Source organism: Kribbella sp. NBC_00382, assembly GCF_036067295.1.
Lineage (GTDB): Bacteria > Actinomycetota > Actinomycetes > Propionibacteriales > Kribbellaceae > Kribbella.
Genome location: NZ_CP107954.1, coordinates 2,516,602 through 2,542,131 on the forward strand (window position 1 = coordinate 2,516,602; position 25,530 = coordinate 2,542,131).

A 25,530-nucleotide genomic window follows, 5' to 3' on the forward strand; every position below is an offset into this window, starting at 1 on the left:
AATACAGAACTGTATCCTACTGCTATGGAAACGCCCAAGCGACGTCGCTCCGCCACCCGGGCCCGGCTGCTCGAAGGTGCCCTCGAGGTGTTCGCCGAGCGCGGCTTCCATGGCGCCTCGGTCGAAGACATCTGCGAGCGGGCCGGGTTCACCCGCGGTGCGTTCTACTCGAACTTCGCTTCCAAGGACGAGCTGGTCCTCGCCCTGTTCCAGGCCACCACGGATCGCCTGCTCGAGCAGATCGCCGCGCTGCTGCCCGACCTTGCGAATCAGCCAGGAACCCTGCTGGACGCAGTACTGGGTCTGCTGGACGAGGCCGCGCCCGACCAGCGGCAGTGGCATCTCATCTCCACGGAGTTCACCCTGCACGCGCTCCGCCACCCCGAGGCCGCGGCGGCGCTCAACCTGCAGCGTGCGATGTTCCGCGATCAGCTGACCCGGCTCGTCGAGGAGATCACCAAGGCGAGCGGGCTGAAGATGAGCGTGCCGCCGCAGCAGTTCGTACGGCTGGTGATCGCGGTCCACGAAGGCGCCCGCGCCCAGAGCCTGCTGGAACCCGACCTGGTCCCGGCCGGTTCGCTCGAGCACACTTTCCTCCCGATGATCCTGGCCGCGGTCCATCGCTAACCGGGTTGGCCGGGTGTAACGTTCGAAAAAGGTCGAACGTGGGGGGGTGACCTTCCTTGAGTCAAGGTGGGCCACGGAGATCAGGCCATGACGCGTTACTGGATATCTCGGTCGAGAGCCAGGAGGCGGGCACCATCGTCGTGACGATGCTCGGAGTGCTCTCCTTTGCGACAGTGCCGAGAGTGCGAGCCGCGTTGCAGAAGTGCCTTGCGGAGCAACCTGTCTGCGTCGTGGTGGACCTGCAACTGGTCGCGGTCCAGCATCTGGCTGCGCTGAACGTGTTCGCGACGGCAGCCAGGCAGGCAACCGTCTGGTCAGGAACGCAAGTGATCCTGATCGCCAGTCCCGCGCAGGACAGCCGGCTGAAGCCACGGCTGCGAACGCTGGGCCGATTCGTCCGGATCTGTCCGACGATGAACCATGCCATGGCCGCTGCGCAGCGACGCCCGATTCGCTTGCTGTCGGTGCGCGCCCTAGCGGGTCATCCGGCCGCCGCGGCCACGGCTCGCCGGCACGTCCGCGAGATCTGCGAACGATGGGAGTGCCCGGAACTGGTCGAGGATGCCGTGCTCGTCGCCGACGAACTCGCCAGCCATGTGGTGATGAGCACCGGAATGGATTCCATCCTGAAAATGGAGCTGCGCCGCGGTCTGCTGACGGTGTCGGTGACCGCCGGTCGGACCGGCCGCGGACCCCAACCCGCTTTCGGTGCGTCAGCGTTCCAGATGGTGTCCACACTGGCCGCGGCCTGGGGATCGACGCCGGCGCAGAACGGCACGACGGTCACCTGGGTCGTTCTCCGGAACCCGACCGGAATCTAGCCGACCTTGATGTCGACGCTGTGCAGGCCGGTCGAGCCGTCCGGCGCGGGCGCGGCTTGCGCCTCGATCTGAGGATTGCCCTTGGCATCGAACGCGCGGACCTGCAGGACATGGTTGCCGCGCGGCGCGTCCCAGGTCCAGTGCCACTGCCGCCAGGTGTCGATCGACGCATCGGCGGCCAGCTCAGCCTGTTGCCATTGGCCACCATCGACGCGGACCTCGACCTTCGAGACGCCAACATGCTGATCCCACGCGACCCCGGCGACCGTCACCTGACCGGTCGACGCCTTCGATCGCGGTACGTCGATCCGCGACGACAACTTGATCGGCCCCTTCTCCGACCACCCGCGCGGCGTCCAGTACGCCTCGAACTGATCGAACCGGGTCACCTCGATCTCCGCCAGCCACTTCGTCGCCGACACATACCCATACAGACCCGGTACGACGATCCGCACCGGGAACCCATGCTCGACCGGCAACGGCTGCCCGTTCATCGCGAACGCGAGCATCGACTCCCGATCATCGGTCAGCGCGCCCAGCGGCGTACCGGCGGTGAATCCGTCCTTCGACGTCGACTTGATCGCATCGGCATCGGCTGACACGCCCGCCTCGGCCAGCAGGTCCTTGAGCAGGACGCCGGACCAGAGCGCGTTGCCGATCAGATCACCGCCGACCTCGTTGCTCACACACGTCAACGTGACCCACTTGTGTACGACCTTGCGCTTCAGCAGATCGGCGAAGTTCAGGTTGATCTCCCGATCGACCATGCCGTGGATGCGCAGTGTCCAGTCGGCCGGCATGATCAACGGCACGGACAGCGCCGTGTCGATCCGGTAGAAGTCCTCGTTCGGCGTCGCCCAAGGACCAGCACCAGCAGCCTGTACTCCGGCCGGCGGGTCGAGGCTCGGCGGCAACGGCAACTGGAGCGCGTCGCGGGCGTCCGTGACGGCTGCCCGGTGGCCGCCGACGACCCGGCCGAGGGCGCCGACCGCGATGGTACCGAGGGTCACACCGGCCGAGAGCTGGAGAAAGCCCCGGCGGCTGACGCCGTCTTCAGGGTCTCTGACGAGTCCGGACAGCCTGGTGGCGAAGAGCCGGAGGATGAGCAGTGCGGTGATACCGGCGACGAACGACGGGGCGAATCCGGTCTGGCCGGTGTCGGGCCTCGTTGCCGCGGCGATCACGGCGAAGCCGGCGAGCACGATGACGACGGCCGCGCCCGCCCAGTACCGGAGTACGGACAGAACGCCGCCCACTGCGGCGAGGGCGAGCAGGACGATGAGGATGCCGGTCTTGAGGGCGAGCTTGTCGTGCGTCCCGAAGAGCGAGATCGCGAGGTCCTTCAGCCACGGCGGGACACGGTCGATGAACGCCGAGCCGATCGCCACGACGGGCGTCTGGCGGGTGCCGAGCAGCGCGGCCGCGACCGAGCCCGCGGCGAGACCTGCGACGGCGGCGAGGATGCCGCCCGCGGCCGCTCTGAGGAAGAGTCCTCGCCGGCCTGGTCGCGCTGGACCGTCGCTACTACCAGGGTCGCTCAGGGAAGACCGGACCAAAGGATGGTTCACAGCTCAACCATCGCTCGGAGCGGCGTCCGACACCAGCCAGACGCCGCATCCGTTAGTAGCGGGTAATGCGAGGGGTGGTTCAGATCCGGTCGGCCGCGGAGAGCGAACCGAGGTTGGGCCGGCCGTTGGGCCAGCGACGGGCGTTGTCGCGAACGCGACGGAGCTTGCCGAGGACGAGCTCCCGCTCGTCCGCCAGCTGGGACATCCACAGGCTGTCGATCTCCAGGAGGTGGTCCGGCAGCGCTTCGCGAAGCCGCCGCTTTCCCTCCTCCGTGAGGACCGCGTACGAGCCGCGGGCGTCATCGGGACAAGGTTCCCGGCGCACCAGACCGAGGTTCTCGGCGCGGTCGACCAGCCGGGTGATGCCGCCGGTGGTGACGGTCAGCTCCCGGGCGAGTGAGGTGAGACGCTGCTTCTCCCCGTGGCTGCGGGCAAGCCGCAGCAACAGTTCGAACATTGCCATTTGCAGACCACTGCGCTTGAGGGAATGGCGCATCAGGTGATCGAGTTCGGCTGCTGCTTCACGCAGCAGGCCGTACGCGGTGATCACGTCGCTTTCCCAAGGTTCGGCGGCGTGAGTGGGTTCTGCATCGGCGAGCGCTAGGGGCGAGCAAAGCGAAGGCGCGATGGTCATGCGCGGACTCTATTAGCTGACGCGGTGACTTCGCTACACGGGGTGACCTATCGGCTACAGGTCGAGATCCGATTGATGACTGATTGAGCGTGACTGAGGCCCGTTCAGGTGCTGCCTGTGGATAACTTCCGCGGCGGCCGGCCGATTTTTGCCAGGCTTCCTCTTGTCAGTCCGACGAGGGGAAAGCAGGAGTTTCCGATGACCGAGCCAGCAGAGAAGTCCCCGTACGGCCCAGGCTTCATCGCCGCCTGCATCACCCTCACCGCCATCCTCGCCTGCGGCGCTCTGCTCCTCCTCACCAACCCCTCCGACACCGATCCGGCCAGCTCGGTCGTCGGCGCCCAGCCCTCCCAACCGACTTCCAGTCAGCGAGGGGGCGCCTCGAGTACCGCCCAGCCCGTAGCCCAGCCGAGCAGCTCGACATCGACGGGGTCCTCCGGTACTTCGAGCAGCTGCGGCCTGGCTGATGGCGACCAAGCCGTCCCGTCCAACCGGCCGCCGAAGGCTGACTTGTGGGAGATCAGCCGGCGAGTGGTGGTGCCGCGCTCATCGGCGTACGGGCCGGGGAAGACCGACCCGGACGGCTTCCGGAGGTGCTTCGCGCATTCGCCGACCGGCGCGGTCTACGCGGCGTACAACGTGATCGCCGCGCTGGCCGATCAGAGCAGGATCCTCCCGACCGCGACCAAACTGATGGTCCCCGGCCGCGACACCGACCTCCTGCTGCAGGAGGTGCGGAAGGAAACGGCCGACACGGCGTCGGCACCGGCGCAGGTTGCCGGCTACCGAATCGTCGACGCCGGCCGCGACCGCGTCACGATCATGCTCGCGATGCCGGTGAAGACGGAGTTCATGAGCGGCACCTTCACGCTGACCTGGCGCAACGGCGACTGGAAGCTGGTACCGCCACCGGACGCCGCCGCGGTCGGTACGCCGTATTCGCAGCACCACAACCTCAACGACTTCGTGGCCTGGAGCGGTGTCTGATGTGCGGAAAAGTCGACATCGGCTGCAAGGTCAGCGAGGGCCTCGGCAACGTGATCAGCAACGCCGCCGAAGGACTGGTCCGCCAGCTGTCCGACTCCGTGCTCTCGGTCCTGCACTCGCAGGCGACCTTCTGGATCCAGATCAAAGGCCCGACGCTGGCCACCGAGGACGCCAAGGGGCACTGGAAGAACCAGGACACGATCTCTTTCCTGCAGACGCACACCTTCTGGCTGACCACCACCTTGTTCGGGCTGGCGATCATGATCGCCGGGATCAGGATCGCCTGGGAACAACGGGGCGACCCGCTCAGACAGTTGCTCAAGGCAATGATGACGTTCGTGCTGGTGTCCGCGGCCGGTACCGCGACCCTGCAACTGCTGTCCGCGTGGTCGGACGCCTTCGCCAACAGCATCGTCACGGCGGCACTACCGCCGGATACGTCGTTCGAGGGCGCGATGAAAGGGGTGATGATGCAGGACGGCAGTCAGATTGCCCAGCGGATGCCGCTCTTCCTGATCATCTTCTCCGCCTTGGGGGTGCTGTTCGGTTCGCTCATCCAGATCGTGCTGCTGCTGATCCGTTCGGCGATGCTCGTGCTGCTGGCCGGCCTCTTCCCGCTGGCAGCGGTCGCGACGCACACCGAACTCGGCAAGGCCTGGTTCAAGAAGTTCTGCGGCTGGGCGCTGGCGTTCATCGCGTACAAACCCGCGGCCGCGCTGATCTACGCGGCGGCGATCCGGATGACTCACGACGGCATGATCAACTCCAGCGGTGACGGCCTGGTGCAGACGCTGACCGGGATGATGATGCTCGGCCTGGCCGTCGTCGCACTCCCCGCTCTGCTCCGCTTCACTGTCCCACTGACCGCCGCCGCAGCAGGCGGCAGCTCAGGCAGCGGCGCTGCAGCCCTCGACCCAGGCGGCCTCGCCTCCGGCGCCATCAACGTCGGCCGCTCATCGGGCTCCGGCTCCGGCGGTGGCATGGGCGGCGGAGGAGGCGGCAAGTCCGGCGGGGGAGGCGGCAGTGCCAGTGCAGGCACCGGCGGAGGCGCATCGGGCGCCGTCGGTGCGGGCGCAGCAGCCGCGGGCGTGGGCGTCGCCATGTCCGCCACCAAGAAGGCAGCCGGTTCGATCGCCGGCGCAGTCTCCCACTCAGCAGGCGAGGCAGGCGGCGGCTCAGGTTCCTCCTCCAGCAGCGCCCCCGCCGGTGGCTCTCGCTCAGGCTCCGGCGGTTCGCGGCCCAGCGCTCCCCGCCCAAGGGCCTCCGGAGGCGGCTCGAGAGGCGGTTCCAGTGGAGGCTCCGGCGGCTCAGGCGGAGGTGGTGGCGGTGGTGGCAGTGGAGGTGGGGCCAGACCTACCGGCTCCCGAGGCGCCCCACTCCGCACCAACTCGCCACCCCCACCACCGGGCTCCTCAACCCCGGACCCCTCAGGCCCCTCCGGCAACTGGTAACCCCAGCTCCAACCCCCCAGCCCCAGCCGAGCCCCCAGCTCCAAGGCATCGGGCGGCAATTGCCAACCGTCGGCGGTTGATCGGGTGGGACGTGGGGAGGCGGGGTGGTCGTAACCTGCGCGTCTTCTGAGGTCCACGTGGTTGAAACATGTGCTTCTTACCTTGAGAGCCCAGGTCGGCCGTGCGAGGCGGGTGAGGTTCCATGTACGAGCACGTTGACCCGTTCATCGGGACCGGCGCCACCGAGCTGCCCACGCCGAATGGCCTGGCAGGGACCTGGTGGTGGCCCAAGCCGCAGGTCGGCAACACCCACCCGGGCGCCATGCACCCGTTCGGGATGGTGTCGGCGACCCCGTACTCCGGCGCCTACCCGACCGGCTACGGACTGTACGACTTCAACACCGAGGGCGTGCCCGGCCAGTTGTACGACCGCCCGGTCGCCTCCGGCTTCACCCACTTCCAGCAGTCCGGCACCGGCGCGATCCGCAAGTACTACAACTACTTCCGCGTCACCCCGATGCTCGGCCCGCTCGATGACCTGGGCACCACCTGGGACCTCCTGGACGAGGTGGCCGAGCCCGGCTACTACGCAGCGACGCTGAGCTCAGGAGTCCGTTGCGAGGTGACGGTCGGCCCCAAGTCAGCCGTGCACCGCTACACCTTCCCGGCGAATGACGCCGCCCGCATCGTCATCGACGCCTCGACCGGCGGCCTCGCCATCCCGCACAGCCAGACCGTGCCGCTGAAGGCCCACCTGGCGATGCTGCAGCCGGGGGTAGCGCAGGGCGAGATCCACGTCGAGGGCGTTCCGCTAGCCGTCCACCTCGAGGTCGACGCCCCCGGCTGGCGGCAGGCTCTCTGGTACGACCGGCGCCTGATGCCCGGCGGCACCCGACTCGACTTCGACTACATCCGGCCGACCACCCTGCGGCCGTTCGGGCTGATCTTCATGGGCCCCTCGCGCGCCGAGCAGACCGTCGAAGTACGGCTGGGGTTCTCCCTGCGCGGGTGTGAGACGGCCCGCGACAACCTGCACACGGACGTCGGCCGCAACCAGGCCACCTTCGCCGCACGGCGCGACGAGACGGCAGCCACCTGGCGCGACCACCTCGGCAAGATCGAGATCAAGGCCGAATCCGACGACCAGGCAACGGTTTTCGGCACCGCGCTCTACCACTCGCTGGTCAAGCCGTGCTTCGCCCCGGACGAGAGCCCGTGGACGACCGAAGGCCCGTACGCGTTCGACATCTGCACCATGTGGGACATCTACCGCACCCAGTTGCCGCTGATGACCACGCTGTTCCCGGAGCGTTCGGTCGCGCTGGCCAACTCGATGCTGTCGATCTGCGAGCAGGAGGGCAACCTGCCGATCGGCTACCGGATGGCGAAGGGCGCTGACCGGTTCTCCCGGCAGGGCAGCGCTCTCGCACATACGTTCCTCGCCGACCTGTGCCAACTGGATCTGCCCGGAATCGACTGGGACTGGGCCATGGTGCACCTGGAGATGGACCTGCGCCGGACGTACGGCGAGGACTACCTCGTGCACGGTGTGGCGCACCCGATCAGCCACACCCTCGACCTGGCGTACGCCTACCACTGCACCGCGGCGATCGCCCGCAAGGTACGCGACCGGACACTGGCCCAGCAGATGAGCGACCTCGCCCATGGCTGGCGGGCCGCGTACGACCCCGGCACCGGCCTGCTCCGCGACTCCACGTTCTACGAGGGCGGCCGGTGGAACTACTCCTTCCGGCTGCTGCACGACATGCGCGCCCGGATCGCGATGGCCGGTGGCGACGAGGCGTTCGTCGGCCTGCTCGACCGGTTCTTCGGGTACGGCGCCGCACCGGTCACCCAGCCGGGAGTACGTCCGAACGTGGCAGAGATGGACGCCGGGTACAGCCTGTACCGGTTCGAGGGATTGAACAACGAACCGGACTACGAAGCGCCCTGGTCCTACCACTACGCGGGCCGGCCGGACCGTACCGCCGAGGTGGTACATGCCGCCATCGCCAACCAGTTCGGTACCGGCCGGGGTGGACTGCCAGGCAACGACGACTCCGGCGGGCTGTCCGCCTGGTACGTGTGGGCGACGCTCGGGCTGTTCCCGGTGGCCGGGCAGAACCTGTTCCTGGTGAGCGCGCCGGCCGTGGCGGAGTCCACGATCCGACTGCCGGAGAGCGACCTGTCGATCACCACCACAGGACTCGAGCCGGTCGAGGCAGGCGGACCGGTCTCGTACGTCCAATCCATCGCGGTGGACGGCAAGACCCTCGAACGCCCCTGGATCTCCGGCCGGGAACTGCGGCACATCCGCAACCTGCACATCGAGCTGGGCCCCCGGCCCTCCGGCTGGGGCACCCAGATCCGACCACCATCCACATCCGACCCACTGCACACCGCTGGAGGTGAGGCATGAACATCATCGCCGACGACACACACGTCCCGTCCAAACCCAACCGCCGCCTGGTCATCGTTGTTCGCGCCGACCCGGTGATCTGTGGGCACTCTGGTGAGGCCCGATGCCTCGCGGAGGTGGCGCTCACCCGCGGCTTCGACGACGTACGGATCGTCACCTGGCCGCTCGACGCGCTGGAGGCGGCCGGGCTGCCACTGAAACCACTCGACGGCGTACTGCCGTACAGCCCCGGTATCACCGTGGAGCGGCCCGACCCCGTCGGCGACTACCGGGTTCCGGACGGCCGGTACCTGGCCGGCCTGATCGGGCGGTTGGTCGAACTGTTCAGCGACGGCGTGCCGACGGTCGCGATGTCCCTGTACCTGAGCCCCCACGCGATCGCCGTACAAGAGGCCGTCCAGGTGGCCCGCAGCATGGGGCCTGCGCAGGTCATCACGGTGGCTGAGGCGGTGGGCTCCGACATCACCAACGTCGTGCGCGAATGCGTGAACACCGGCCGATTCGGGGCGGCCGCGCACATCCTGTCGGTCTACCTGGCGGCTGATCACTGCGTAGCGGTGTCGGAGTACACCAAGGAACTGATCGTTGCCTCGGCGGCGACCCTCGACGGCATGCATGGCACGACGTTCGCGCAGCGATGCCGTGAGCGGATCGGCATCTCCTACCCCGCAGTCGACTCCTGGTCCTACCTGTCGCTCACCGACGACAAGATCGCCGAAACTCTGACCCGACGCGGCCTTTCGCGGGACGGGTATGTGCTGTTCCTGTCCCGGATCGCCTCGGCGAAGGGGATCGATGACCTGATCGACGCGTACGCCGGATCGCGCTCAGCCGAGCGGGTGCGCCTGGTACTGGCCGGGCGCGGCCCGCAGGAAGCCGAGGTACTGGCGCGGGTGGCAGCAGCGGGTCTGGGTGACCGGGTCCGGGTGCTGACCGACGTGGACGACGCGGAGAAGCCGGCGCTGATGGCCGGGAGCGCGGCGTTCGTACTGCCGACCCGCGAGCAGCCGGAGTTCGTCGAGACGTTCGGGATCGCCCTGGTCGAGAAGGCTCTCGCCGGCGGCGGGCCGATCATCACCTGCGCGACCGGCGGCGTACCCGAGGCCGTCGGTGATACGGCGCTGCTAGTGCCCCAGCGTGACTCCGCCACGCTGCGGACCGTGCTTGACGGGGTTGTGTGCGACTGGACCCCCGAGCAGCGGACGGCAGCCGAGCTGCGCGCCCGGGCGTACGCGTTGCAGTTCGACCGCGCCCAGGTCTTCGATCGTCTCTTCGCCCGCGCCAACCCTCCCGCCGTCCACGTCGCCTGACCTCGACCTGTGGGGGATAGAAGATAGGGGCATGCCCTTACAGCGGATCGCTCTCATCTCGGATGTGCACGGAAATCTGTCGGCGCTGGAGGCGGTGCTCGCCGATATCGAGGGACGCGGGATCGAGCGGGTGTTCAATCTCGGCGACTACGTCGGCAAGGGCCCGCGGGGGAGTGCGGTGGTCGACCTGTGCCGGGAGCGGTGCGAGGTCAACATCCTCGGCAACTGGGACGACTTCTTGCCGGACCCGGACCGGGAGTACGACAGCGAAGGCCTGCGCTGGTGGAAGAACGAACTCCGCGAAGACCAGCACAGCTGGCTGCGAGCCCTCCCCTTCAGCCACGACTTCGTCCTCAGCGGCCGCCAGATCCGCCTCTTCCACGCATCGGCGACGAGCGTCCACCGCCGCGTCCGCTTCGACCACGACGAGCAAGAGTTCGTCGGCATGTTCCAGAACACCGAGGCGACCGGCGACGGCCCGATCCCGACGGTGGTCGGCTACGGCGACACCCACGACGCCTTCTACGAGGTCGACCTGCAACGCCGAACCCTCTTCAACACCGGCAGCGTCGGCAACAGCATGTCCGACCCCACCCCCGTCTACGTCATCCTCGAAGGCATCCCGGACTCCCCCGACGACGCCCCTTTCTCCATCCAGTTCGTCCGAGTCCCGTACGACGTCCAAGCCGAACTGGAAGTAGCCCGCTCCCTGGCCATGCCTGAACTCAACGGCTACGAAGCCGAAATCCTCCACGGCGTCTACCGCGGCGACCTCTACTCCAACACCACTCCCACCTACCACCGCCGTCCTTCCCCAGCGGTCCAACCCGCGTAGCTACTCGGGTGGTTTGCGGCTGGCTTGGGCTCGGGATACCACCTCGTCTGCGGTGAGGGCGCTCTGTGGGTGGTAGCTCAAGCACATCGGGATCTGCAGTTTCTCGAAGCCCAGGCCTTCGCTGGTGGCATAGAAGTGTCCGGACCGGAGCCGGGCGATGTCGTCGACACGGCCGCCCTTCGCCTTCGCGAGTTCGGTGGCGGCGCTGATCTGCGCGCCGGCGTTGAGCAGCCCGAAGAACTGCGTCGTGGCATTACCGGGGATCCGGTTGTGCAGTCCTTTCGGCGCTTGGGTGGCGAAGACCAGACCGAGCCCGTACTTCCGGGCCTGCGCGGCCAGTACCAGCGTGCTTTGCGTGCAGGCCGTCGCCGCACCGGAAGGCGCATAGGTCTGGGCCTCGTCCATCACCAGCAGCCCGCCGAGCGGACGGTCACCGGCGGGATTGCGTTTGATCCACGCGAACAGCGCCATCTGCAACTGGTTGACGAAGCTCTGCCGCTGCTCCTCGGCCGGTAATCCGACGAAACTGATCACCGAGATGCGCGCTCGATAGCCCTGCGTCGGAGTGAGTAGGACGCCCGGGTCCAGCGCCTCGCCGGTACCGCCGAACAGCGGGTCGTTCACCGTCTCGACGTTGAGGGCCTCGGCGATGTCGGCGGCGACCTTGGGTGCGCTGCGTACCCGGCTGATGCCGCGTGGCAGGTCGGACAGCAGGTCGATGAACTCCGTCAGCTCGGTGCCGCCGTCCCGGGCGAAGTGCTCGAGCGCCTCACGGAGTACCGCCTGGCCGGTCTTGACCTTCCGCCCGGTGAGCTGCGCCCGCGGCAGCAAGCCGGCCACGGCCGCCTCGACGGCGTCGCCGAACTCGTCGGGGTCATCGAGTACGTCCGCGAAGTCGGGCAATGGCCGGAAAGCCAGCGGCCGTCCCTTCGCGCGTCGCGGAGTCCAGACCACGACCTCGGTACTCCGCAAGTACGCGTCGGCCTTCTCGGCATCGCCCGCCACCCACCCGGCCGGCGTGCTGGGCCAGCCGTCGCCCAACCTGGCCAGGTCGTTGTTCGGATCGAGCACGATCGAGGAAACCCCTTGCAGCGCACACTCCTCGATCAACCGCCGCAGCAAGACCGTCTTCCCCGACCCAGACCCCGCAAACGCCACCGTATGCTTCCGCAACTGCACCAACGGAACCCCGAACACCCGCCCCGACTCAACCCCAGTCCCAATCGGCACCACCGGCTCTGCCCCACCGCCCTGGGCAGCTGCCGATGCCGGCTCCGATCCAGCTGGCCGCGCTGTCGACGCCGCGCCGGCAGCGCCCACGCCGCCGGCCCCTGCGGTGCTGCCCACACCGCCCGCGTCGCGCGGCTCGGCCGCGGCGCCCGCGCCGGCTGAGTTGGTTGAGTGGAAGACACGGCGGAAGAGTTCGGTGCTGGCCGCAGGGCGGCGGGTCTCCAGCCATTGGAGGAAGCCGGGGTCGGGATGGCGGCGGAGAGCGTCGAGGGCTGCGAAGGTTCGTAGGTCTTCGACTGTGATGGGCACCGACAGCCCGCCTGCGGCGGTGAATTCGGTGACCTCGCGGCTCGTCATCGGACCTGACGACCAGCGCGTGTTGCGGAGGATGATGAGCTTGCGTTTCGTGACACCCTGCTCGAGCCCGGCCTCGGTCCGTGCCGCGCGCAACCGCGTCAACGCAGCCCGGCCGTGCTCGCTCGCGATCGCCCGGAACCCCCAGTGCATCTCGTCGTCCGTCTGCTCGTCCAAGGTCCGCCGCAACCGCGCATGCAACGCCGGCTTGTTACCCGGCGGCGGATCCAGCTCAAACTCCTGCCCGGCACCACCAAGCTCCGCGATGTACGCGCTGAGCGCCGCCGCCAGCAGGACCGGCATCTGAAGATCCTCGGTCTTCGGATCGAGCGCGGCATCGATATCCGCGGTCTCGCGCAGTTCCGCGAACCGAGCGTCCAGCCGCCCAAGCCCAGTGGGCGCGGCGTGCTTCGCGGGACGAACCGGCTCGGGTTCAGCAGCGAAGTCGTCCAGCTCGACCAGCCGATCGGTCTCCAGACATCTCCGGATATGGCTGTCCACCCGCTGCAACAGCCGGCGCGGCGTGTAATCCCGCGCACCACCGTCCTCGAAGGCAGACCGAAGTACGGGCCAAGTCGGGTACGCCGGTACGAAGTCAGCCGCCGAATAGAGCCCCGCGAGCCGTCGAGCAACCAGATCCACCGCGATATCCGGATCGGGCAGCTGACTCTGCATGGTCACCACCCGGAAGCGATCGGCCGCCGGGCTGATCGCCGTCGTCCTGATCAACTCCCAGGTCGCCGGGATGCACGCCACCACCGACAGCGTGCGATGTGTCTGCTCCCGTAGCTCCATCAACCCATCGGCAAGCTCATTGATCAGCTTGACCCGGGCATCGTGGTTGGAAGCGTCGTCGCCGCGACCGGACGAAGCCTGGGCCATCACGCTGTCGATCTGATCGACGGCGATCACCGTGGGCCCGGTCAGCGCGAGCAGCCGCGACAACTCGCCCAGGATCTGCTGCGGCAACCGGCTGCCCCGACGGAACCCCCAGGCCTCGCGATCCGCGTCGGGAACGTCGCCGTCCAGTTCGAAGTAGCTGTATCCGACCTCCTGAGCGACCTCGTCCGCGCTCCGATAGAGCACGAGTGCGCGAGCAGTGTTCTGGCAGTCGGTACCGACCTGTGGATCGATCTGCTTGAGCCCCGCGATGAACGAGTCGAGATCGGCCCGCGTCGCCGGCTCCTCCCCGCGCAGCCGCCTCTGCAGACTCTCCGGAAGCGTGGCCTGCTCACCGAGCCGATGCAGCAGCAGGGTCAGCTGATCTCCCTGGCCGGCGTGAAATCCGTCGATGACCCCACGGACCGCGCTCGGCCAGAACGAGGCTCCGTTCACGACCTTGATCAGGAAGAAGTACCCACCGCTGTCCTGCACCCGCTGCCTGACCCACCCCAGCAGGTGGGTCTTGCCGACCCCCTTCTCCCCTTCGAGCGCGATCCCGATCGGGCTCGCGCCGGTACTACCTCGCGCGGCGGCGACCGAGGCCATCACGGTCCGGATCACGTTCGCGTGCAGGCCCTCGACGTGGTGCTCGGCCGGGCTCCAGATGTCATCCGGAGTGACCGCCCAGTTGAACTGGACCGCGGCGAGTGCGGCCCGCTCGTCATTCCTCATGGGTGTCGATCTTCAGCAGATGCCGGCTGCTGCCACCGAATCGAACCGCTGCCTCGTGGTCCGCCGGGGTCAGCACCTGTTGATTCGCCTCGGCTTGGACGTGGACACCCGGCTCCCGCGAGAGCTGCTGAAGCGCGGCGTCCAACTCCTCCCGGTCAACGTCGTCCAGCTCCGCCCGCAGTGCGGCCAACCCGACCCAGGTCGACCCCGTCCGAGCACTCAAGGTGGCGTAGGCGGCCCGGATCCGCGATTCGAGGTCCGGCTCGGCAGGTTTGAAGACGTCGGCCAGTACCTGACCAGTTCGCTGCAGGTACCGGTGCAAGCCACCGAGGATCGCGTACAACGCTCCACCTCCCGCCCCCGAACGCAGTGGCCGCTCGGCGTTCAGTTCAGCTGTGCACCAGGCAGCACCGTCGTCGGTGATCTCGTGGACGAAGGACCGACCGACCTTCTCGCTCGTGACGAGCTTGAGGTCGTTCAGCCTGAGCCTGCTGGCACCGTCCAGCTTGAGGCCGGCCGAGTCGGACAGCTCCGCGTTCGTCATCGGACGGGCCTCGGCCAGCAGTGCGAGCAGAACGGCTCGCTCCTTCAGGTTCAGCGGTTGAGCAGGCACGGTTTCCATCCTTCGATCAGGGGTTGTCGCCGACGACGCGGAGGCCGTCGGGGTCGGCGATGATGCGCACGCTGTTCGGTGCCGTGTCGGTCCACAGGCCGGTGATCTCGACCCGCTGGTGATTGCGATGAGCGGCCAGCGCCACGTCGTACGAGTCCTGTCCGGGCAGCCGGACCCAGAGCACCCGGCGCGTGCCAGGTCGGCCGGCGGACCGCAGGGTGCCGCGGACCTTCACCCGCCACCGGTCAGACCCGGTCTCGTTGTCGTTCAGGGTTTCGAGCCGGCCCGTGATCGTCACCGGGCCGGACAGATCTGGCAGGCCAGGGGCGGCAACCCGGGCTAGGCCGGAACCTCGAAGCTGGTCGGAGAGTTCCCCGATCAATGAGCCACTGCCAGGAGGAAATCCCAGCACCTGATCGGGTTGCGGCGAAGCGATCCCCCGAGCCCAGCGGAAGCCCAGCTCGAACGACTCGTCGCTCGTCCCCAATGTGGATAACGCTGTGCAAAAGTCTGGGGACAATGAGTCGGGTAAGGAATCGATGCCAGTCGGCCCGGCCGCGACAGCCCGGCGTACGGCGAAGGCTGCCTCGTACAGCTCCACCAGGACCCGGCGACCGGGCGGAGGCTCAGCCGGCGACGATTCCTCGCCGAGCGGGACCAGCAGCGTGACGCTGAACTGCTGCGAGGTCGTCGTCCCGAGATGGAGGCCACTCAGCAGATCGGCCACCGGAGTACCGAAGGGCGATCGGAGTACCGTCTCGGCCGCGATGCGGAAGAGGTCGTGCAGGCCTTGCAGGGCGCCGAGTCCGGATTCGAGAGGTATGAAGCCTTCTGGCTGCCCGATAACCGGTGTCCGGTACGACGCGGTGTCGAGCAGCGGATAGGCGATGTCCCGCGCGATCTCGCCGGCCGGACGGTTCTCGAAGCTCTCCAACGCCCGCAGCAAGTCCTTCAGCCGGGCAGCGCTGTCGCCAAGGCCGTCCCGAGGCGGTACCAACACCTCTTCCTGCCCGTTCGACCAGATCGCGGCGCCGTTCCAGGTCTGGTCGCTGCGGGACCAGCCGGCCTCCGACAGGTACGAGCTGACCGCGCCGACCCCGATGTCAGCCATCGATGAGCTGCCGCAACGTGGTCACCGTGAGCACGTTGGCCGTCGGAACACTGACCCGGACGTGCTTCTTCTTGTCCGGTTGGTCGAACGGTGTCCGGTCCCGCAGCGATACGTAGTACCCGACGTCTCTGAGCAGGAGGCCGGTCGTGTTCAGGGCCGCGTACTGGTCGGTCTTCGCCGGGACGATCACCAGGAACAGGTACCGGTGGACCAGGAAGTCCGGCCCGGCGAGCTTGTTGAACTGCGACTGGTTGAGGCCGTCGAAGTCGAACGCGGCGGCGCGGCGCTGCGGGCGCGAGGTGGTCTTGACCTGGACCTCGATCCGGGGCGACCAGCCGGTGGCGGAGTGCATCTTGATGCAGAAGTCCACACCGTCGTAGTCGATGTCGTCGGAGGAGATCAGCAGCCCGGCGGCAGACGCCAGGACCCGCACGTAGTCCTCACCGAATTTCCCCTGATGTACAAGCGCATCCAGCATTCGACCCCCGGAGTACGAAGCATCCCCCCGTGCTCTGTGTGATCGACCCTAGGGGCACCACCGTGAGTTGTCAGCCCCAAGGTGTTTCGCGCACCACCTACCGGACGAGGAGGGCCTCGGAGCCGACTGGTTGGTAGCCGGCCGATAGGAAGGTTCGGGTGGAGGCGGCGTTGCCGGGGCTTACCTGGGACCAGATGTGGGTGCCGGGTGGGATGAGGGCTCGGGCGGCGCGGGCGAGGTGGCGGCCGTGGCCTTGGCGGCGGGTGGATTGAGGGACTTCTAGGGCTACCTCTAGGCGGCCGGCCAGGCCGCGGCCGGTGAGGACCAGGCCGCCGTACGGGGTGGTGTAGGCGTGGACGTCGTCGCGGTAGCGCCAGGCTCTTTCGATGCGGGGGTGGCCGCGTTCGGTGAGCTCGGTGAGGTCTTCGACGGCGGCGGCGCGCTCGGCCGGATCGGTCAGGGCGGGGGCAAGCAGCATCTGGTCGATGGAGTTGACCCTGCGGCCGGTGAGCTGCTCGAGGGCGTACAGGAACGGCGGGTTGAGCGGGGCGGACAGGTCGCCGTCGGGGATGAGGTCGGTGACCCAGGACGGGGAGACGTCCGCGGCGATGACGATGTGGGCGGTGAAGGCGACGACGCAGGCCTCGCGGGCGGACGGCGCCGGTACCACCGTGATGCTCAGGTCCGGGGTGGGGAAGACGCCGCCTTCGATCCCGCGCAGAATGTCAGCCAGAGTTGTCATCACGAGCCATTGTGGAGGAGACCCCTCCCGGCTCCTGAATTGGAGGCACACGTGCGTAAGCCTGAGCTGGTCGCGGCCGAAGGGCTGCCCGAGAGCGTGACGATCTACGAGGTCGGACCGCGGGACGGGTTGCAGAACGAGGACGCGATCGTCGACGTCGCGGTCAAGGCCGAGTTCATCCAGCGGCTCGCCGCGGCCGGGCTGACCACGATCGAGACGACCAGCTTCGTCCACCCCAAGTGGGTGCCCCAGCTCGCCGACGCGGCCGAGCTCCTGCAGCGGCTGGACCTTCCGGACGGGCTCCGTACGCCGGTACTGGTGCCGAACGAGCGTGGTCTCGACCGCGCCCTCGAAGCCGGCGTCAGCGAGATCGCGATCTTCGCCAGCGCGACCGAGACCTTCGCCGCGAAGAACCTGAACTCGACCGTCGACGAGCAGTTCACGATGTTCGCACCGACCGTGCGGCGCGCGCTCGACGAGGGCTTGACCGTCCGTGGCTACGTCTCGATGTGTTACGGCGATCCGTGGGAGGGCGACGTGCCGATCGACCAGGTGGTCAAGGTCGGCGCGCGGCTGGTCGAGCTCGGCTGCCACGAGCTCTCCCTCGGCGACACGATCGGGGTCGCTACGCCGGGGCAGGTCGTCGCGCTGATCAGCGCCTTCGGGAAGGCCGGGGTCGGCGTCGACAAGCTGGCCGTGCACTTCCACGACACCTACGGCCAGGCGCTCGCCAACACGCTCACCGCGCTGCGCGAGGGCGTCACCACGGTCGACAGCTCGGCCGGTGGACTCGGCGGTTGCCCGTACGCCGAGAGCGCCACCGGCAACTTGGCGACGGAGGACCTGCTCTGGCAACTCGACGGCCTCGGCATCAAAACCGGAGTCGACCTCGAAAGCCTCGTCACCACCAGCGCCTGGATGGCCAAACAACTAGGCAAGCCCTCAGCCAGCCGCGTAGTACAGGCTCTTGCTGGTTAAACCTCTACAGATTCCCGACGGGTCAACGGCAGCCGCTCGCGGGTGCTGTCGTCGGCGGGGGTGTCGACGAACAGGACCAGGTCGGGGTGCGCCGGCACGGCCAGCTCGGTCACGGTGAAGGACAGCTCCCCGGCGACCGGATGGACCAGCCGCCGCAGCCGCGCCTCGCCGTCCGCGACCTCGTGCCTCGCCCAGAGTTGCTCGAACTCCGGGCTCAGCTTGCGCAGCCGGGCCAGATCGGTCTCCCAGTCGGGATCACCGATGTGCTCGACGTACGCCGACCGCATCCGGGCGACCAGATACGGCACCTCGGTGTCGTAGTTCAGCAGCTGGTCGCGCGCGAGCGGCTCGGTCACGATGCACCACAGCAGGTTGAGGTGGATGCAGGGCAGCGTGTGCCAGTCGTGGTAGAGATCCGTGGACGCCTTGTTGGACTGGAGAATGTCGTAGCGCTTGTTGGTGATCAGCGCGGGCAGTGGATCGAGTGCGGCCAGGATCTCGCTCAGCACCGACTCGTTCGCGCAGACACCGGTCTTCGTGCGCACCGGCGTCGCCTCGGCCAGTGAGTACAGGTGCGCGCGTTCCAGCTGGTTCAGTCCGAGCGTCGTCGCCACCGCGTCGAGCACCTGACCGCTCGCGTTGATCGGCCGGCCTTGCTCGAGCCAGGTGTACCAAGTCACGCCGACTCCGGCGAGTTGGGCGAGCTCTTCGCGCCGCAGGCCCGGAGTACGGCGTCGTCCGCCCGGAGGCAGGCCGACGGCTTCGGGGGTGACCTTGGCGCGGCGCGCCTTCAGGAACTCCCCGAGCTCGGCTCGACGTGTACTCACCCGATCATGCTGACACGCGGCACCGACAGTTTCCTCAGGATTTCGCCGCGCAGGAGGATTACTGCTCGATCGGCCGACGGATCCGCCGGACCAGGCTCTCGTCGGCGTACCGGCCGATCCGGTACGTCGACCAGCCATCGACCCCCGCACCGACAGCGCCGCCGAGCAGCGGGACCCGTCGAGTGACCATCAGCCCCATCCGCTTGCCGCTGATCCGCGCGATGAGCTCACCCACCACCTCGCCGGCCACCAGCCGGTCCAGCTCCGGGTCGAACACCGGCGCGGTCGCGATCGCGAGCGGTGAAGTCGGCAAACTGGCCTTCTTCAACCGATCCGTGACCCCGTCCTCGCCGAGTAGACACGTGATGACGGCCGTCCGGACCCGCGGATCGTCCAGGTCATACCCGCGCAGATGCGCGATCGACGCGACCATCCGCGCCTGTACCACCGCAATGCCGGTCAAGTTGGCCGGAAGCGCGACCGGCAGCGTCACCAGCCCGCCGATGCTAGTGACGAACCCCTGTACGCCGGCCAGCCGGATGTGCTGCTCGATCACCGTATCGACGGCGCGCTCAGCGTCACCGTCATGCTTGTCCAAATGCCGCTCGGCCACCTTCTCGGCGCCCGGAAACCGTTGGTACCCGTCGATGGCGATCTCCAGCACCTGGCGGAGCACGCCGGCCGCCGCCTGCGGAGCGAACCGCTGGGCAGCAGGCGCAAGACTGCTGGCAACAAACCTGGCTACTCCGGCCACAGCACTCCCTCACAACTCGGACACCCGTTCCCCGGAGACCCGCGGACAGGCGCAGCACTCTCAACTCTACGTGTCACCCCAGCTCGCGCCACTCGGGAGAAACCCCGGCCGGTCCCTTGCTCACTCAGAGCTGGGCGCGGGTGCACCGAGTGACGTACGGCATCGTGAGGTTCTTGCGGCCGCGCAGGTCGAGGTGCGAGTCGAGCAGCTCGGTGACCTGGTGCATGAGTTCGTCGCGGTCCTTGGCGGGCATCGTGATGACGTACGACCGTGACGCGACCATGTCGAGCAGCTCGGCCCGGGTGAGCGCGTGCTCCCAGCGGATCTCGAGTCGCTCGACCGCGCGGAACGGAGTACCGATCGGTGGTGCGGAGTCGATCTCCTGGCGAGCGTGCCGGTGCAGCACGCGATCGAGCTCGGCGACCCAGGGCACGGTGTGGTCGCGGATGTTCCACACGAGCCCAAGCGTCCCGCCCGGCGTCAGCACCCGCGCAATCTCCGGCAACGCCACAGCGGGGTCGAACCAGTGCCACGCCTGCGCCACCACCACAGCGTCAACAGCCTTGTTTTCCAGGGGAATCGCCTCGGCCGAACCATCCCGTACGTCGGCCGACGGCACCGCCGCGACCAGTTCCTCACGCATCGCCGCCAACGGCTCGACGGCCGTCACCGCAAGCTCGCGAGCGGCCAGCAGTTCCGTGAGCTTGCCAGTACCGGCGCCAAGATCGAGCACCGACTTCGCAGTACCAGGGACCAGCCAGTCGACCGCTGATACCGGATAGGACGGTCGTCCACGCCGGTACGCCGCGGCCGCATCGCCGAAGGAAGTCGCCTGGGCGTGCTTGGACCAGCGGCGACTCGCCCCTTGCCGGGTCATCCCGCACGCCTGCCCGATCTCCTCCCAGCTCGCCAGCCGCTGCGATCGCAACTGCTCGATCAGCTCGCTCCGCCGATGCTCCAGCGCGGCGATCACCTCGGTCATCCGCGCGAGCCCGTCGAGCCCACCGGAACCCTCGACCTGCTCGATGATCTCCATGCTCGGCAGCATATGTTGCGGACTGCTAGGCCTGTCAACAGATGTTGCGGCCTGGGTAGGCGTTCAACCTGTCGGCGGGGTAGGCCAGGATGGTGGGGTGCCAATCGATCCACCTGCCTCCGTGTGGGAGTTCCCGCCGGTCGCGGTCGCCGGGGCCAGCGACGTCGTGGCGGCCGGGGCGGATCTCGAGCCGGGCACCGTGCTGGCGGCGTACAAGCGGGGACTGTTCCCGATGCCGGACAGTCATGGGCCGCTGCTCTGGTGGTCGCCGGTGGATCGCGGGGTGATCGAGGTCGACGGGTTCACGCCGTCGCGGTCGCTGCGGCGGGCGCGGCAGCGGTTCGAGATCCGGGTCAACACGGCGTTCGACCAGGTCATCCGGGCCTGCGCGGACCCGAGTCGGCCGGGGTCGTGGATCGACGACGACATCATCGCCTCGTACACGAAGCTGCACGAGATGGGCTGGGTTCACTCGGTCGAGGCGTGGGACGGCGACGAGTTGGCCGGCGGGCTGTACGGCGTGGCGATCGGCGGGCTGTTCGCGGGCGAGTCGATGTTCCACCACAAGACGGACGGCTCGAAGGCCGCGGTGGCCGGGCTGGTCGAGTTGCTCAGCGACAAGTTCGCCTCCGAGCGAGTGCTCGACATCCAGTGGGTGACCAGCCATCTTGCGACGCTCGGCGCCGTCTCGATTCCGCGCGAGACGTACGTCCGCCGGGTGGATCGGGCGCTGGCCTTCCCGCTGCCGCTCGCCTTCGGCGGAAGCCTCAGCCGATACCAATAAAGGTCGCCAGCTGACCGGTCGCGTCCGCGAAGAACTCGTCGGCCGGATCCATCGTGCCGACCAGTTGGCCGAACAACTCGAAGCTGACCATCCCGTAGAGCTGGGTCAACGCGATCATCCCGCGGCCGAGCACCTTCAGCGGTACTTCGGGCGCGTACTCGGCCAGCACGCCAAGCTGCTCCGCCACCAACGTGCTGGGCTCCGGGGTGCCGTCGGGCGGAACCAGTACGCCGGAAGCCTGGGCCTCACTCAAGATCCGGAGCAACGCGATCGCCACCCGACCGGCTGGCTCGATCGTGCTCTCAGGAGCTTGGTATCCGGCGACCGGTGAGCCGTAGATCAGCGCGTACTCCTGCGGGTGCTTGATCGCCCAGGTCCGGACCGCCTGGCAGACGGCGAGCCAGGCCTCGCGTGGAGTCGCCGCATTCTTGGCGGCTGTCTCGGCCTTGGCGCCCAGCGCGTTGTACGCGTCGATGATGAGCGCGGTGAGCAATTCGTCGCGGCTGGGGAAGTACCGGTAGAGCGCCGACGAGACCATGCCGAGCTCGCGCGAGACGGCCCGGAGCGACAGCCGCTCGGCGCCCTCGGTGGCGAGCTGGCGGCGCGCGGCGTCCTTGATCTCCTGCGTCAGCTCGGCCCGGGCTCGGTCACGGGCGGTCCGTCCGGCGTTCATGCTCCGCAGTCTGCCACGATCACTGACCTAAATCGAGAGCACTGCTCTTGACTCGCGTGTCGAGCTGGTGTTCACTGGTCACAACAGAGAGCACCGCTCTCGCAAACTGGGAGGCGATCCTGATGCAGGAGTACAACGACAAGCGAGTGGTGACCACCGGCCGCGGCAGCATGCTGGCGATGAACAAGGTGGTGGCCGGCCTGACCAACCTCGGCATCAGCCTGATGGGCAGCCGGGTGCTCTCGGTCCAGGGCCGCAAATCCGGCGAATGGCGCAGCAACCCGGTCAACCTGCTCGTCGTCGACGGCGAGCGCTACCTGGTCGCCCCGCGCGGCCACGTGCAGTGGGTCCGCAACCTGCGTGCCAGCGGCAACGGCACCCTCCGTGTCGGCCGCCGAGTCGAGTCCTTCCGCGCTGAGGAGCTGGCCGACGCCGACAAGCCCGACATCATCCGCACCTACCTGGTGAAGTGGGCCTGGGAGGTCGGCGCCTTCTTCGGCAAGGACGTGCGGAAGGACTCCCCGCTCGAGACGCTGCTGCACGTGGCCCCCGGCGTACCGGTCTTCAGGATCCACAGCGCCTGAGTCGTCACAGGTCGTACTGGTCGGGCAGGCGCAGGTTGGGCCCGCCGACCTGAAGGCCCAGGGGTGTCGCCCGGCCCTTCGGTTCCTCCCACTCCTCCTGGCGGCCGAGCGCGGTGAGGTCGAGGTAGTGGTACATGTTGTGGAACTCCTCGATCCCGCGGCCGAACGTGGAGTAGGTGTGGAAAACGTCGTCACCGACCTGCAGGAAGGTGCTGATCCCCGGCATCTCCTCGCCGTTCATGTCGGGCGTCCACGGGCCGTTCGTCCACGGCGTACCGGCGTCGGCGATCTCGTCCTGGGTCCGGTAGTGCAGCACCACCGGCGCCACCCGGTCGTCGAGCGTGGCATGGAAGTCGTAGTTGAAGTCGCTTCCGAAGGACGAGTACCAGGGGAAGGCCCAGCCCATCCGCTCGCGGTACGCGGCCAGCTTCTCGTACGGTGCCCGCGACACCGCGACGAGCGAGGTGTTGCGCACGTACAGCTGCCGGAGCCGCCCGATCCCGTCGGCCGCTGAACTGCAACTGGGACAGGCGGCATCCCAATCCGGCCCGTACATGAAGTGATGCATCACCAGCTGCGGCCGGCCGTCGAACAGGTCGAGCAGCCCGACCTCGCCCTCTGCGCCTTCGAACCGGTAGTCCTTGTCCACCAGGACCATCGGCAACCGCCGGCGCTCGGCATTGAGTTCATCGCGGGCCCTGGTGACCGCCTTCTCTTTCTCCAGCAATCCCCGTCGAGCCGCGAACCACTCGTCCCGCCCGACCACCGGCGGCAAGTTCCCCATCTCGGTCATTCCGTTCCTCCTCGCTCTCCCCGACTCCGTTCCCCGCGATGCGCTTTCCAGTACCGGGGCAGCGCGGGGCAGCTGGGTTCGAGCGTGTCGGATCTGGGGGTCAAGGGCGATTTCAGTCGGTCGAGGGGCGTTTGGGCGGGCGGCGGAGGTGGGCTTGGCGGTACAGGTTGTTGGTGATGTTGGTCGTGAGGGCGGCGCGGGTCCAGTTGTTGTCGATGGACTGGCGGGCGTACCAGAGGCGGAGGGTGGGGTTGTCGAGGAGCTGGAGCAGGGTCAGGTGGTGGTACCAGGGGAGCCCGGCGAGTGGGCCCCGGGCGTACGCCTCGTGCGGCCAGGCTTCGGCGAAGGCTCGCATGTAGGTGAGGTTGCGGACCGACAGGCCTTTGTGCGCGGGGAAGCGGGCGGTGAGGTCGGTGGAGAGGTGGATCAGGCAGCGGTTCGTCCAGTCGGGCTTCTCTTGCCAGCGCAGGAGTTCACGGCCGATCCACCAATGGGTGAGCAGTGGCTCGCGGTCCAGGACGAGGTGGGCGGCGACCGCCTCGAGGAAGGCCGGGTACCAGGCCGGCATCGAGGGCCGTTCGGTGGGAGTCGAGGTCATGGGAGCCAGGATGTGACCGAGGCCGACGGCGACACGAAGGCCTTCGGCGGGCAGCTTGGGGCAAGATGGCGGGCATGATCTCGCAGCAGGAATTGAAGGTCGCGCCGAAGGTCTTGTTGCACGACCACCTCGACGGTGGGTTGCGGCCGGAGACCGTGGTGGAGCTCGCGGCAGAGGTCGGGCACAAGCTGCCGCGGACGGATGCCGGTGAGCTCGGGCAGTGGTTCGTCGAGTCTGCGGATTCCGGGTCGCTGGAGCGGTACCTGGAGACCTTCGACCAGACCGTCGCCGTGATGCAGACGGCCGAGGCGATCAAGCGGGTCGCCAGCGAGTGCGTGCAGGACCTGGCCGCCGACGGGGTCGTGTACGCCGAGGTCCGGTACGCCCCCGAGCAGCACCTCACCGCCGGGCTCAGCCTTGAGCAGGTGGTCGATGCCGTGCGTGAGGGGTTCGAGGACGGCATGGCCAGGGCCGAGCGGCCGATCGTGGCGCGGCAGTTGCTGACCGCGATGCGCCATCAGGCACGGTCGATGGAGATCGCCGAGTTGTCCGTCGCCTATCGCGACGCCGGTGTGGTCGGCTTCGACATCGCCGGCGCCGAGGCCGGTTACCCGCCCACCCGGCACCTGGACGCTTTCGAGTACCTGCAGCGCGAGAACGCGCACTTCACCATCCACGCCGGCGAGGCGTTTGGCCTGCCCTCGATCTGGCAGGCGATCCAGTGGTGCGGCGCGGACCGGCTCGGCCACGGCGTACGGATCATCGACGACATCAGGTACGACGAGAGCGCCGGGCTGGACGGCAAGGTGGAGCTCGGCCGGCTGGCGGCGTACGTGCGCGACCGGCGCATCCCGTTGGAGATGTGCCCGAGCTCCAACCTGCAAACCGGCGCGGCCGACTCGATCGCCCAGCACCCGATCGGCCTGCTCGCCAAGCTCAAGTTCCGGGTCACGGTGAACACCGACAACCGGCTGATGAGCGGTACTTCGATGAGCCGCGAACTCGCCCTGCTCGCCGAGGCCTTCGACTACGGCCTGGCCGACTTCCGCTGGTTCGCGATCAACGCGATGAAGTCGGCCTTCATCCCGTTCGACGAACGCCTCGCGATCATCGACGGCATCATCAAGCCTTGGTACGCCGAAGCGCTAAAGGGATAGACGCCGAGCCGCCGGGCGACGCAGCATCGACGGCATGACGCCGAAGCAGATCAGGTTCGTGGAGTTGTCCGGTACGACGATGGCCGCGTTGCTCGCCGGCGACCTGGCCGCGGCCAGCCAGGAAGCGGGCGTCGAGCTGACCGAGTTGTTCGCCAACGATGAGTCGAAATGGCTGTGGAACTACCGGATCGCCCAGATCGAGGACGACCCGGAAGCCGCCCGCTGGATCGTCCGGGCGGCTGTCTCCGAGCCCGAAGGCGTCGTGATCGGCCACGGCGGCTATCACGGTCCGCCCGACGAGAACGGCATGGTCGAGGTCGGCTACACGGTCGATGCGCGGTACCGGCGGCAGGGCTACGCGAAGGCGATCCTCACCGCGCTCATCGACCGTGCGGCCGCGGAGCCCGGCGTGAAGACCGTGCGCGCCTCGATCAGCCCCACCAACGCCGCCTCCCTCGCGACCATCGCCGGCTTCGGTTTCCTCGAGGCGGGCGAGCAGTGGGATGAGGAAGACGGCCTGGAGTTGCTCTTCGAGCGGTCGGTCTGACTACT

General features: G+C 68.1%; 25 protein-coding genes. 12 read left to right on the forward strand and 13 right to left on the reverse strand.

The features are described 5' to 3' along the window. Positions 1-24 precede the first annotated feature (24 nt). On the forward strand, positions 25-627 hold the full coding sequence (locus tag OHA70_RS12385; RefSeq protein WP_328331813.1) for a TetR/AcrR family transcriptional regulator: 603 nt from the start codon (positions 25-27) through the stop codon (positions 625-627). Between the two features lie 146 nt (positions 628-773). Next, positions 774-1,448, forward strand: a complete 675-nt coding sequence (locus OHA70_RS12390) for a hypothetical protein (RefSeq protein ID WP_328331815.1) — start codon at positions 774-776, stop codon at positions 1,446-1,448. On the opposite strand, the gene OHA70_RS12395 is transcribed toward OHA70_RS12390, so the two are convergent. After that, positions 1,445-3,016, reverse strand: coding sequence for a molybdopterin-dependent oxidoreductase (locus tag OHA70_RS12395; RefSeq protein WP_328331817.1), 1,572 nt, complete (start codon positions 3,014-3,016; stop codon positions 1,445-1,447). The genes OHA70_RS12390 and OHA70_RS12395 overlap by 4 nt on opposite strands. 79 nt (positions 3,017-3,095) lie before the next feature. After that, a complete protein-coding gene (locus OHA70_RS12400; RefSeq protein WP_203590290.1) occupies positions 3,096-3,650 on the reverse strand; it encodes a MarR family winged helix-turn-helix transcriptional regulator in 555 nt (184 codons plus the stop codon). A gap of 198 nt (positions 3,651-3,848) precedes the next feature. Here OHA70_RS12400 and OHA70_RS12405 point away from each other — a divergent pair, with 198 nt between their 5' ends. The 5 genes from OHA70_RS12405 to OHA70_RS12425 all read left to right on the forward strand — a co-directional run bounded on the left by OHA70_RS12405 (position 3,849) and on the right by OHA70_RS12425 (position 10,652). After that, positions 3,849-4,637 carry a hypothetical protein gene (locus OHA70_RS12405; protein WP_328331823.1) on the forward strand — a complete coding sequence of 263 codons (789 nt, stop codon included), beginning with the start codon at positions 3,849-3,851 and terminating at the stop codon, positions 4,635-4,637. Beyond that, a complete protein-coding gene (locus OHA70_RS12410; RefSeq protein WP_328331825.1) occupies positions 4,637-6,088 on the forward strand; it encodes a hypothetical protein in 1,452 nt (483 codons plus the stop codon). Before OHA70_RS12405 ends, OHA70_RS12410 begins: the two co-directional genes overlap by 1 nt. A gap of 202 nt (positions 6,089-6,290) precedes the next feature. After that, entirely contained in the window at positions 6,291-8,507 is a 2,217-nt protein-coding gene (locus OHA70_RS12415; protein ID WP_328331827.1) for a glycoside hydrolase domain-containing protein, read from the forward strand. Beyond that, positions 8,504-9,817: a glycosyltransferase family 4 protein gene (locus OHA70_RS12420; RefSeq protein ID WP_328331829.1), complete on the forward strand. Its 1,314-nt coding sequence runs from the start codon at positions 8,504-8,506 to the stop codon at positions 9,815-9,817. Before OHA70_RS12415 ends, OHA70_RS12420 begins: the two co-directional genes overlap by 4 nt. A gap of 31 nt (positions 9,818-9,848) precedes the next feature. After that, on the forward strand, positions 9,849-10,652 hold the full coding sequence (locus OHA70_RS12425) for a metallophosphoesterase family protein (RefSeq protein ID WP_328331831.1): 804 nt from the start codon (positions 9,849-9,851) through the stop codon (positions 10,650-10,652). On the opposite strand, the gene OHA70_RS12430 is transcribed toward OHA70_RS12425, so the two are convergent. The 5 genes from OHA70_RS12430 to OHA70_RS12450 all read right to left on the reverse strand — a co-directional run bounded on the left by OHA70_RS12430 (position 10,653) and on the right by OHA70_RS12450 (position 16,794). Further along, complete coding sequence (locus OHA70_RS12430) at positions 10,653-13,850, reverse strand: ATP-binding protein (protein WP_328331833.1); 3,198 nt, start codon at positions 13,848-13,850, stop codon at positions 10,653-10,655. Further along, positions 13,840-14,463 carry a hypothetical protein gene (locus OHA70_RS12435; protein WP_328331834.1) on the reverse strand — a complete coding sequence of 208 codons (624 nt, stop codon included), beginning with the start codon at positions 14,461-14,463 and terminating at the stop codon, positions 13,840-13,842. The genes OHA70_RS12430 and OHA70_RS12435 overlap by 11 nt, the downstream gene beginning before the upstream one ends. A gap of 16 nt (positions 14,464-14,479) precedes the next feature. Further along, on the reverse strand, positions 14,480-15,574 hold the full coding sequence (locus OHA70_RS12440) for a hypothetical protein (RefSeq protein ID WP_328331836.1): 1,095 nt from the start codon (positions 15,572-15,574) through the stop codon (positions 14,480-14,482). Further along, positions 15,567-16,052 (reverse strand): DUF4365 domain-containing protein, encoded by a 486-nt coding sequence (locus tag OHA70_RS12445; protein WP_442913886.1) that lies wholly within the window; start codon positions 16,050-16,052, stop codon positions 15,567-15,569. Before OHA70_RS12445 ends, OHA70_RS12440 begins: the two co-directional genes overlap by 8 nt. 97 nt (positions 16,053-16,149) lie before the next feature. Beyond that, a complete protein-coding gene (locus OHA70_RS12450) occupies positions 16,150-16,794 on the reverse strand; it encodes a GNAT family N-acetyltransferase (RefSeq protein WP_328331840.1) in 645 nt (214 codons plus the stop codon). 51 nt (positions 16,795-16,845) lie between these two features. Between OHA70_RS12450 and OHA70_RS12455 the strand changes: the two genes are divergently transcribed. Further along, the gene (locus OHA70_RS12455; protein WP_328331842.1) at positions 16,846-17,772 is read left to right on the forward strand and encodes a hydroxymethylglutaryl-CoA lyase; all 927 of its coding nucleotides are present in this window, start codon (positions 16,846-16,848) and stop codon (positions 17,770-17,772) included. Here OHA70_RS12455 and OHA70_RS12460 read toward each other — a convergent pair. From OHA70_RS12460 to OHA70_RS12470, 3 genes are all read right to left on the reverse strand, one after another. Then, positions 17,769-18,599, reverse strand: a complete 831-nt coding sequence (locus OHA70_RS12460; protein WP_328331844.1) for a helix-turn-helix transcriptional regulator — start codon at positions 18,597-18,599, stop codon at positions 17,769-17,771. The two genes, OHA70_RS12455 and OHA70_RS12460, sit on opposite strands and share 4 nt — an antisense overlap. Positions 18,600-18,657: 58 nt before the next feature. Next, a complete protein-coding gene (locus tag OHA70_RS12465) occupies positions 18,658-19,353 on the reverse strand; it encodes an EcsC family protein (RefSeq protein ID WP_328331846.1) in 696 nt (231 codons plus the stop codon). Positions 19,354-19,477: 124 nt separating this feature from the next. Then, positions 19,478-20,389, reverse strand: a complete 912-nt coding sequence (locus tag OHA70_RS12470; protein WP_328331849.1) for a class I SAM-dependent methyltransferase — start codon at positions 20,387-20,389, stop codon at positions 19,478-19,480. A 97-nt stretch (positions 20,390-20,486) separates the two neighbouring features. On the opposite strand from OHA70_RS12470, the gene aat reads away from it, so the two are divergent. Further along, positions 20,487-21,173: a leucyl/phenylalanyl-tRNA--protein transferase gene (gene aat / locus OHA70_RS12475; RefSeq protein WP_328331851.1), complete on the forward strand. Its 687-nt coding sequence runs from the start codon at positions 20,487-20,489 to the stop codon at positions 21,171-21,173. Here the strand turns inward: aat and OHA70_RS12480 are convergent. Next, positions 21,157-21,846, reverse strand: a complete 690-nt coding sequence (locus OHA70_RS12480) for a TetR/AcrR family transcriptional regulator (RefSeq protein WP_328331853.1) — start codon at positions 21,844-21,846, stop codon at positions 21,157-21,159. The genes aat and OHA70_RS12480 overlap by 17 nt on opposite strands. 122 nt (positions 21,847-21,968) lie before the next feature. Here OHA70_RS12480 and OHA70_RS12485 point away from each other — a divergent pair, with 122 nt between their 5' ends. Further along, the gene (locus OHA70_RS12485; RefSeq protein WP_328331855.1) at positions 21,969-22,430 is read left to right on the forward strand and encodes a nitroreductase family deazaflavin-dependent oxidoreductase; all 462 of its coding nucleotides are present in this window, start codon (positions 21,969-21,971) and stop codon (positions 22,428-22,430) included. 4 nt (positions 22,431-22,434) lie between these two features. Here OHA70_RS12485 and OHA70_RS12490 read toward each other — a convergent pair whose 3' ends face one another. Continuing rightward, on the reverse strand, positions 22,435-23,223 hold the full coding sequence (locus OHA70_RS12490) for a DUF899 domain-containing protein (RefSeq protein ID WP_328331857.1): 789 nt from the start codon (positions 23,221-23,223) through the stop codon (positions 22,435-22,437). 112 nt (positions 23,224-23,335) lie between these two features. Beyond that, a complete protein-coding gene (locus tag OHA70_RS12495) occupies positions 23,336-23,821 on the reverse strand; it encodes a DUF1016 N-terminal domain-containing protein (protein ID WP_328331859.1) in 486 nt (161 codons plus the stop codon). A gap of 74 nt (positions 23,822-23,895) precedes the next feature. Between OHA70_RS12495 and OHA70_RS12500 the strand changes: the two genes are divergently transcribed. Continuing rightward, complete coding sequence (locus tag OHA70_RS12500) at positions 23,896-24,978, forward strand: adenosine deaminase (protein WP_328331861.1); 1,083 nt, start codon at positions 23,896-23,898, stop codon at positions 24,976-24,978. A 34-nt stretch (positions 24,979-25,012) separates the two neighbouring features. Next, a complete protein-coding gene (locus OHA70_RS12505; RefSeq protein WP_328331863.1) occupies positions 25,013-25,525 on the forward strand; it encodes a GNAT family N-acetyltransferase in 513 nt (170 codons plus the stop codon). Positions 25,526-25,530: the final 5 nt, after the last annotated feature.

Bases quoted from the DNA above. Each gene is read 5' to 3' on its own strand.
- OHA70_RS12385 (WP_328331813.1), top strand. From the start codon at position 25: ATGGAAACGCCCAAGCGACGTCGCTCCGCCACCCGGGCCCGGCTGCTC.
- OHA70_RS12390 (WP_328331815.1), top strand. From the start codon at position 774: ATGCTCGGAGTGCTCTCCTTTGCGACAGTGCCGAGAGTGCGAGCCGCG.
- OHA70_RS12400 (WP_203590290.1), bottom strand. From the start codon at position 3,650: ATGACCATCGCGCCTTCGCTTTGCTCGCCCCTAGCGCTCGCCGATGCA.
- OHA70_RS12405 (WP_328331823.1), top strand. From the start codon at position 3,849: ATGACCGAGCCAGCAGAGAAGTCCCCGTACGGCCCAGGCTTCATCGCC.
- OHA70_RS12410 (WP_328331825.1), top strand. From the start codon at position 4,637: ATGTGCGGAAAAGTCGACATCGGCTGCAAGGTCAGCGAGGGCCTCGGC.
- OHA70_RS12415 (WP_328331827.1), top strand. From the start codon at position 6,291: ATGTACGAGCACGTTGACCCGTTCATCGGGACCGGCGCCACCGAGCTG.
- OHA70_RS12420 (WP_328331829.1), top strand. From the start codon at position 8,504: ATGAACATCATCGCCGACGACACACACGTCCCGTCCAAACCCAACCGC.
- OHA70_RS12425 (WP_328331831.1), top strand. From the start codon at position 9,849: ATGCCCTTACAGCGGATCGCTCTCATCTCGGATGTGCACGGAAATCTG.
- OHA70_RS12430 (WP_328331833.1), bottom strand. From the start codon at position 13,850: ATGAGGAATGACGAGCGGGCCGCACTCGCCGCGGTCCAGTTCAACTGG.
- OHA70_RS12440 (WP_328331836.1), bottom strand. From the start codon at position 15,574: ATGGCTGACATCGGGGTCGGCGCGGTCAGCTCGTACCTGTCGGAGGCC.
- OHA70_RS12445 (WP_442913886.1), bottom strand. From the start codon at position 16,052: ATGCTGGATGCGCTTGTACATCAGGGGAAATTCGGTGAGGACTACGTG.
- OHA70_RS12450 (WP_328331840.1), bottom strand. From the start codon at position 16,794: ATGACAACTCTGGCTGACATTCTGCGCGGGATCGAAGGCGGCGTCTTC.
- OHA70_RS12470 (WP_328331849.1), bottom strand. From the start codon at position 20,389: ATGGAGATCATCGAGCAGGTCGAGGGTTCCGGTGGGCTCGACGGGCTC.
- OHA70_RS12480 (WP_328331853.1), bottom strand. From the start codon at position 21,846: ATGAACGCCGGACGGACCGCCCGTGACCGAGCCCGGGCCGAGCTGACG.
- OHA70_RS12485 (WP_328331855.1), top strand. From the start codon at position 21,969: ATGCAGGAGTACAACGACAAGCGAGTGGTGACCACCGGCCGCGGCAGC.
- OHA70_RS12490 (WP_328331857.1), bottom strand. From the start codon at position 23,223: ATGACCGAGATGGGGAACTTGCCGCCGGTGGTCGGGCGGGACGAGTGG.
- OHA70_RS12495 (WP_328331859.1), bottom strand. From the start codon at position 23,821: ATGACCTCGACTCCCACCGAACGGCCCTCGATGCCGGCCTGGTACCCG.
- OHA70_RS12500 (WP_328331861.1), top strand. From the start codon at position 23,896: ATGATCTCGCAGCAGGAATTGAAGGTCGCGCCGAAGGTCTTGTTGCAC.
- OHA70_RS12505 (WP_328331863.1), top strand. From the start codon at position 25,013: ATGACGCCGAAGCAGATCAGGTTCGTGGAGTTGTCCGGTACGACGATG.